This window comes from Mycobacterium sp. E1747 (genome assembly GCF_001667775.1).
Taxonomy (GTDB): domain Bacteria; phylum Actinomycetota; class Actinomycetes; order Mycobacteriales; family Mycobacteriaceae; genus Mycobacterium.
In genome coordinates, this window is the sequence record NZ_LZJI01000205.1 from 1 (window position 1) to 6,641 (window position 6,641).

The following is a 6,641-nucleotide window of genomic DNA, read 5'->3' on the forward strand; positions in this document are numbered from 1 at the left end:
GCCGTTGTAAGTAGCTATCCAAAACTATCCTGTCACTGCGTCGGCGCCGGCACACAGCCGGGCGGACGTTGCCGGGACTTGCCGAGCCCGCTTGCTACGGTGTGGCCACTGCAGTTGAAGCGGGGAGGCGGAGATGCCGGCAACACAACAGCTACCCCAGCATTTCGTCGACAGCGCCGACGGCGCGCGCATCGCGGTCTACGAAGAGGGGAATCCGGACGGACCCACCGTCGTGCTCGTGCACGGCTTTCCGGACTCACACGTGCTGTGGGACGGTGTCGTGCCCCTGCTGGCGGACCGGTTCCGCATCCTGAGGTACGACAACCGCGGCGTCGGTCTGTCTTCGTCGCCCAAGCCGGTGTCGGCCTACACCATGGACCGGTTCGCCGATGACTTCGCCGCGGTCACCGGCGAGCTCAGTCCCGGCCGGCCCGTGCACGTGCTCGGCCACGACTGGGGCTCGGTGGGCGTGTGGCACTACCTGAAGCGGCCCGGCGCCGGTGACCGGGTGGCCACGTTCACGTCGGTGTCCGGCCCGAGCCAGGAGCAGTTGGTCGACTACATCTTGAGCGGGCTGCGCCAACCGTGGCGCCCGCGCCGGTTTCTGCGATCGGTCAGCCAGGCGCTGCGGTTCAGCTACATGCTGTTCTTCTCGATCCCGGTGCTCGCGCCGCTGTTCCTGCGGTTGACGATGTCGATCCCGGCGCTGCGGCGCAACGCCGTCGACAACATCCAGGTCGAGCAGATCCACCACTCGCCCCAGCTGGCGCGCGACGCCGCCCGCTCGGTGAAAACCTATCCCGCCAACTACTTTCGCTCGTTCACCGGCCGCGGGCGGGGCGTCCATGTCGTCGACGTGCCCGTGCAGCTGATCGTCAACACCCAGGACAAGTACGTGCGGCCGTACGGCTACGACCACACACCGCGGTTCGTGCCGCGGCTATGGCGGCGCGACATCAAGGCCGGTCACTTCTCGCCGATGTCGCACCCGCAGGTGATGGCGGCCGCGGTGCACGAATTCGCCGATTGGGCCGAGGGCAATCCGCCGAGCCGCGCGCTGCTGCGCGCGCAGGTCCAGCGCCCCCGCCGGTCCTTCGGAGACACCCTGGTGTCGGTTACCGGCGCCGGCAGCGGAATCGGCCGCGAGACGGCGTTCGCGTTCGCGCGGGAGGGCGCCGAGCTGATCATCAGCGACATCGACGAAGCGGCCGTCAAGGCGACGGCCGCCGAGATCGCCACCCGCGGTGGTGTCGCGCACGCCTACGTGCTCGACGTGTCGGACGCCGAGGCCGTCGAGGCGTTCGCCGAGCGGGTGAGTGCCGAGCACGGGGTGCCCGACATCGTCGTCAACAACGCCGGCATCGGGCACGCGGGCGGATTCCTGGACACCCCGGCCGAGCAGTTCGACCGGGTGCTCGACGTCAACCTGGGCGGCGTGGTCAACGGCTGCCGTTCGTTCGCGCGGCGGCTGGTGGAGCGCGGCACCGGGGGCTACATCGTCAACGTCTCGTCGATGGCCGCCTACGCCCCGTCGCAGTCGCTGAACGCCTACTGCACGTCGAAGGCGGCGACCTACATGTTCTCGGACTGCCTGCGGGCCGAACTCGACGCCGCCGGGGTGGGGCTGACCACCATCTGCCCGGGCGTCATCGACACCAACATCATCAACACCACCCGCTTCGACGCGCCCGCCGGAAAAGGCGAACAGGTCGACGGCCGCCGGGGCCAGCTCGGCAAGATGTTCGCGCTGCGGCACTACGGCCCGGACAAGGTCGCCAACGCCATCTTGTCGTCGGTGCAGAAGAAGAAGCCGATTCGCCCGGTCGCGCCGGAAGCCTATGCGCTGTACGGCCTTTCGCGGCTGGTGCCGCAAGGGCTGCGCAACGCCGCGCGGCTGCGGGTGATCTGACCCGGACTAGGTGCCCGCCCGCGCGGCGCCCTGACGGCCCGTGAGCAACGCGCCGCCGATCGCAAGCACCCCGACGATCGCCAGCGGAATCGACCACGTGCGCCGGCTACCCACCGACGACTCGCATTGCGCAACATAGTCGGTGTGCGGGACAACCTGATTGAGGATCGGGATGCTCGCCACGCTGTTGTCGTTGGCGCTTCTGGCCGCCGACAGGTCCGCGGCGACCGCGTTCCCACACCCGATCGAATGGCCGTTGCCGTCGGAAATCGACACCGGCGCCAGTAGCCCGATCACGCCAGCCAGCAGCAGCACGGCGCCCACACCCAGGATCAACCGTCGCACAGTCACGATCTCGCCTTTCTTGGAACAGGTTTTCGACCGTGGGAGATTAGCCGCTGGACAGGGCTGGTAAACCCGGTCCGGCCGGATTCACCGCCCCATTCGTGGGTATTCCGCCGCGTAACCGAGAGAGGGAATCAGGCCGTGGTATTGATTGCGACGCGGGACGTGGCCGCGCCTTGCGAGCGGGTGTGGGAAGTGTTGGCCCAAGGGTGGACCTACACCCAGTGGGTGGTGGGCAACAGCCGCATGCGGGCGGTCGACCCGAACTGGCCGGAACCCGGGTCGTCGATCAGGCACTCGATCGGGATCTGGCCGTTGGTGATCAACGACGCGACGGTGGTCCAGGAGAGCGAACCGCCCCACAAACTGGTGCTGTGTGCCCGCCTCGGGCCACTGGGCGCCGCGCGGATCACGATGCGGCTGCACGAGACACCGCAGGGCTGCCGGGTGGAGATGATCGAGGTGCCCGTCGAAGGCCCGATGGGGGCCGTTCCCAATTCGGTCGCGTTGGCCGCGGCCTACCCGCGCAACAAGGAGTGTCTCTGGCGGCTGGGGGCGCTGGCGGAGCGCAAGGTGCCCAGCCAGGCGAAATGAGCGCGCGGGACGCCGCCGACGCCGTCGTCATCGGGGCGGGACACCACGGACTGGTCGCCGCCTCGATGCTGGCCGACGCGGGCTGGGACGTGCTGGTGCTGGAAGCCCAGCCCGAACCCGGCGGCGCGGTGCGCAGCGCCGAGCTGACGCCGGGCTACATCACCGACCTGTTCAGCTCTTACTACCCGATGACGGTGGCGTCGCCGGCGATCGCCGCGTTGAGGCTGGAGGATCACGGCCTGCGCTGGTCGCATGCCCCCGTAGTCGTGGGACACCCGCGCAGCGCGGACGATGACGACCCGCCCCTGGTCTATCACGACGCCGCGCGCACGGCGGCCGAATTCGCCCGCCGGGTGCCCGCCGACGGCGACAACTGGTGGCGCCTGGTCGACTTGTGGGAGCGGATCAAGGCGCCGCTGCTGGACGCCATGTTGGCGCCCTTCCCCCCAGTGCGTCCGCTGCTGCGGCTGCTGACCAGGCTCGGCACGTCGGAGGCGCTGCGGGTGGCGCGCCTGCTGGTACAGCCGGCCAACACCATGGCCAGTGAGCTGTTCGCCGGTGCAGCGCCGCGAGTGTTGTTGCTGGGCAACGCAATGCACGCCGACGTCCCGCCGGACGCGCCGATCAGCGGAGCCATGGGATTTCTGATGACGATGCTGGCCCAGGACGGCGGCTGGCCAGTACCGGTCGGGGGCTCCGGGCAGTTGACGGCCGCCCTGGTCGGTCGCGCTCGCTCTGCGGGAGCGCGAATCGAGTGCAACCAGAACGTGTCCCGCATCCAGGTGCGGGGTGGTCGCGCTGTCGGGGTGACGACGGCCGAGGGGCGCACGGTGGCGGCGCGGCGGGCGATCGTCGCCGACGTGACCGCCCCCCGATTGTTCTGCGACATGCTGCCGCCGGATGCAGTGCCGCCCAAGCTGTTACGTGACCTCGAGCATTTCATCTGGGACCCTCCGGTGGTGAAGGTCAACTATGCCGTGGGGGCGCCCGTTCCGTGGCGGGCAAAGAGCCTGCACGACGTGGGCACCGTCCATCTCGGCGCCGACGGCGACGGGCTGGTCCGCTGGATGGCCGATCTGAACACCCGGGCGGTGCCCGAGCATCCCTTCATGTTGTTGGGCCAAACCACCACGGCCGATCCGACCAGGTCGCCGAAGGGCACCGAAAGTGTTTGGGCCTACACGCATCTGCCGCGCAACGTGGCTGACGACGCGTCGGCGGATCGGCTCGCCGAAGCGGTGGACCGGGTGATCGAGGAACACGCGCCGGGGTTCGGTTCGGCGGTCGTGCAGCGGTTCGTTCAACGCCCGTCGGACCTGGAGGCAAGCGACGCCAACCTGCACATGGGCGCGCTCAACGGCGGCACGGCGCAGCTGCAGCAGATGCTGATCTTTCGCCCGGCACCCGGCATGGGCCGGGCCGAAACCCCGGTGCAGGGGCTGTATTTGGGCAGCGCGTCGGCCACCCCGGGCGGCTCCGTGCACGGCGCGTGTGGGCGCAACGCGGCCAATGCCGCGCTGGCGGCCGACGGCGCGACAGGCTGGCCCCGTCGCACGGTGCAGCGAGCCGTCTTCTCGCTGATGACGGGTAGGCGCTAGCCACCGAGCGTCACGCTGGCGTGACGCTTGAGCGCGGGCGCCACGCTGGCGTGACGCTCGAGCGCGAGCCTCACGCGCGAGCGCCGGGAGGCCGCGCGCTAACCGTTCTCGGCGATGTCCTCGAGTACGGCGAACATGGTGCGGGTCGGCACCCCGGTGCCGCCCTTGGGGGTGTATCCCCACGGCCCGCCGGTGTTGTACGCCGGGCCGGCCACGTCGATGTGCGCCCAGCCGACGCCGTCGGCGACGAATTCACGCAGGAACACCCCGGCCACCAGCATGCCGGCGAAACGCTGGCCGCTGATGTTGGACAGGTCGGCCACCGTCGACTTCAGGTCGTCCTTGAGCTCGTCGGGCAGCGGCATCGGCCAACCGTTCTCGCCCACCCGCTGCGAGATGGCGGCGACCCGGTCGCGGAACTCGTCGCTGCCCATCACACCGGGGATCCGGGCGCCCAACGCCACCGTCTGGGCGCCGGTCAACGTGGAGGTCTCGATCAGGTAGTCGGGATTGTCCTCACACGCCCGCACGATCGCGTCGGCCAGGATGAGCCGGCCCTCGGCGTCGGTGTTCTGCACCTCGACGGTGATGCCGCCGTACTGCGTCAGCACGTCACCGGGCCGCTGCGCCGTGCCCGACGGCATGTTCTCGGCCATCGGCACGGTGGCGATCACGTCGATCGGCAACCGCAGCTGCGCGGCCAGCGCCGCCGTGGCGATGACCGCGGCCGCGCCGCCCATGTCGGAGGTCATGTAGTGCATCGATGCCGCCGGTTTGATCGAGATGCCGCCGGTGTCGAACGTGATGCCCTTGCCGACCAGCGCCACCTTCTTCGCCTGCTTCGGCTTCTTGGACAGCCTCGAACCCCGGTGGGTCAGTCGCACCAGCCGCGGCGGCCGCGACGAGCCCTGACCGACGCCGATTACGCCGCCGTAGCCCGCCTTCTGCAGCGCCTTGTCGTCGAGAACTTCCACCTCGAGGCCCACCGATTCACCCAAAGCCCTTGCGCGTCGCGCGAATTCGGCGGGGAAGAGGTGACTTGGGGGCGTGTTGACGAAGTCGCGGGCAGTGGCCACCGCGGTCGCGACGGCGGCGCCGTGCGCACTGGCCGCTTTGGCGTCCCTCGAGGCGGACAGCACGGTGACCTTGCGCAGCCCCTTGTCCTTCGGCGCGGTCTTGCCGCTGCGGAATTCGGTGAACCGATAGCTGCCCAGGATCACGCCCTCGACGGCCGCCGAGCAGACGTCGGCGCTGAAGTCGCCGGGCAGCGTCACGAGCACCGCCTCGGCGGTGCCGAGCGAGCGCGCTGCCACACCGGCGGCGCGCCGGATGGTGTCGGCGGGCCACTCGGGTCGAGGCTTGCCCAGGCCGATCGTCAGCACGCTGGACACCGGCAGCGACGGCACGACCAGGCGGTGGACCTGCTCGCTGCCGCCGGTGGCGTCCAGTGCGCGCAGCCCGGATTCGATTTCGGTGACCGCGTCGGCGGGCAGCAACGATTCGCCCGGTGCGACCACCGCTCCCGGTCTGTCCTCGTCGCCGGTCGAGACGACCGGCACGATCAATACCGAAGAGCCCGCCCCGCGTTTCGGCAGCGATGTGGCGACGTTGACGGAGGGACTGTCGTAGCTCAAATCGGTGGTCACGGGCAGTTACCCTAATCGCCGGAGCCCGAGCCGAGATCGGCGGCGTCCCGACCGTGCAGCTCGAAGGCGATCATGGGGGTGTCAAAACCCTTGAGGTCAAAGGGACCACGGGCCGTCGCCGGCCAGGCCGGTAACTGTTCGTGCAGCGCAGAATCGGCCAGGATCTGGCACGGGGCGGCGGCCCCGACCAGACGCGCCGCGAGATTGACCGGGCTGCCGAAGTAGTCCCCGTTGATCGCCAGGACGGAGCCGAACGCCAAACCGGCGCGAACCTGCAGACCCTCCTCGCGCGCCCGTGGATGGTTGACCAGATCGACCGCCGCCATGGCGAGGCGTTCGGGTGACGCGCTCACCCACATCACCTCGTCGCCGATGAACTTCACCACCCGGCCGCCATCGCGATGCACCACGTCCGCGACCGTGCCGGCGAACTCGTTGAGCATGTGCGACAGTTGGGCGGGGGTGAGCGCGCGGGTGAGCACGGTGAAGCCCGACAGATCCGCAAAACCGATGCCACACACCACGCTTGCCGAGGTGTCGCGCAGCACG

Annotated in this window: 6 protein-coding genes; 3 read left to right on the plus strand and 3 right to left on the minus strand. The window is 69.7% G+C overall.

Annotated features, from left to right (window positions below):
• The first annotated feature begins 133 nt into the window (after positions 1-133).
• On the plus strand, positions 134-1,909 hold the full coding sequence (locus A5695_RS21985; RefSeq protein WP_068087200.1) for an SDR family oxidoreductase: 1,776 nt from the start codon (positions 134-136) through the stop codon (positions 1,907-1,909).
• Between the two features lie 6 nt (positions 1,910-1,915).
• On the opposite strand, the gene A5695_RS21990 is transcribed toward A5695_RS21985, so the two are convergent.
• On the minus strand, positions 1,916-2,260 hold the full coding sequence (locus A5695_RS21990) for an aminopeptidase (protein WP_068087203.1): 345 nt from the start codon (positions 2,258-2,260) through the stop codon (positions 1,916-1,918).
• Between the two features lie 135 nt (positions 2,261-2,395).
• Between A5695_RS21990 and A5695_RS21995 the strand changes: the two genes are divergently transcribed.
• Complete coding sequence (locus A5695_RS21995; RefSeq protein ID WP_231974940.1) at positions 2,396-2,848, plus strand: SRPBCC domain-containing protein; 453 nt, start codon at positions 2,396-2,398, stop codon at positions 2,846-2,848.
• A complete protein-coding gene (locus A5695_RS22000; RefSeq protein ID WP_068087209.1) occupies positions 2,845-4,446 on the plus strand; it encodes an NAD(P)/FAD-dependent oxidoreductase in 1,602 nt (533 codons plus the stop codon). Before A5695_RS21995 ends, A5695_RS22000 begins: the two co-directional genes overlap by 4 nt.
• A 98-nt stretch (positions 4,447-4,544) precedes the next feature.
• Here the strand turns inward: A5695_RS22000 and A5695_RS22005 are convergent, their stop codons facing one another.
• Together A5695_RS22005 and A5695_RS22010 are read right to left on the minus strand one after the other, a co-directional pair.
• Positions 4,545-6,092, minus strand: coding sequence for a leucyl aminopeptidase (locus A5695_RS22005; RefSeq protein ID WP_197515590.1), 1,548 nt, complete (start codon positions 6,090-6,092; stop codon positions 4,545-4,547).
• Positions 6,093-6,103: 11 nt separating this feature from the next.
• A partial coding sequence (locus A5695_RS22010) for an adenylate/guanylate cyclase domain-containing protein (protein WP_197515591.1) occupies positions 6,104-6,641 on the minus strand: 538 nt, incomplete at its 5' end.

Excerpts from the sequence above, each read along its gene's own strand:
- A5695_RS21985 (WP_068087200.1), top strand. The coding sequence starts at position 134 with ATGCCGGCAACACAACAGCTACCCCAGCATTTCGTCGACAGCGCCGAC.
- A5695_RS22000 (WP_068087209.1), top strand. The coding sequence starts at position 2,845 with ATGAGCGCGCGGGACGCCGCCGACGCCGTCGTCATCGGGGCGGGACAC.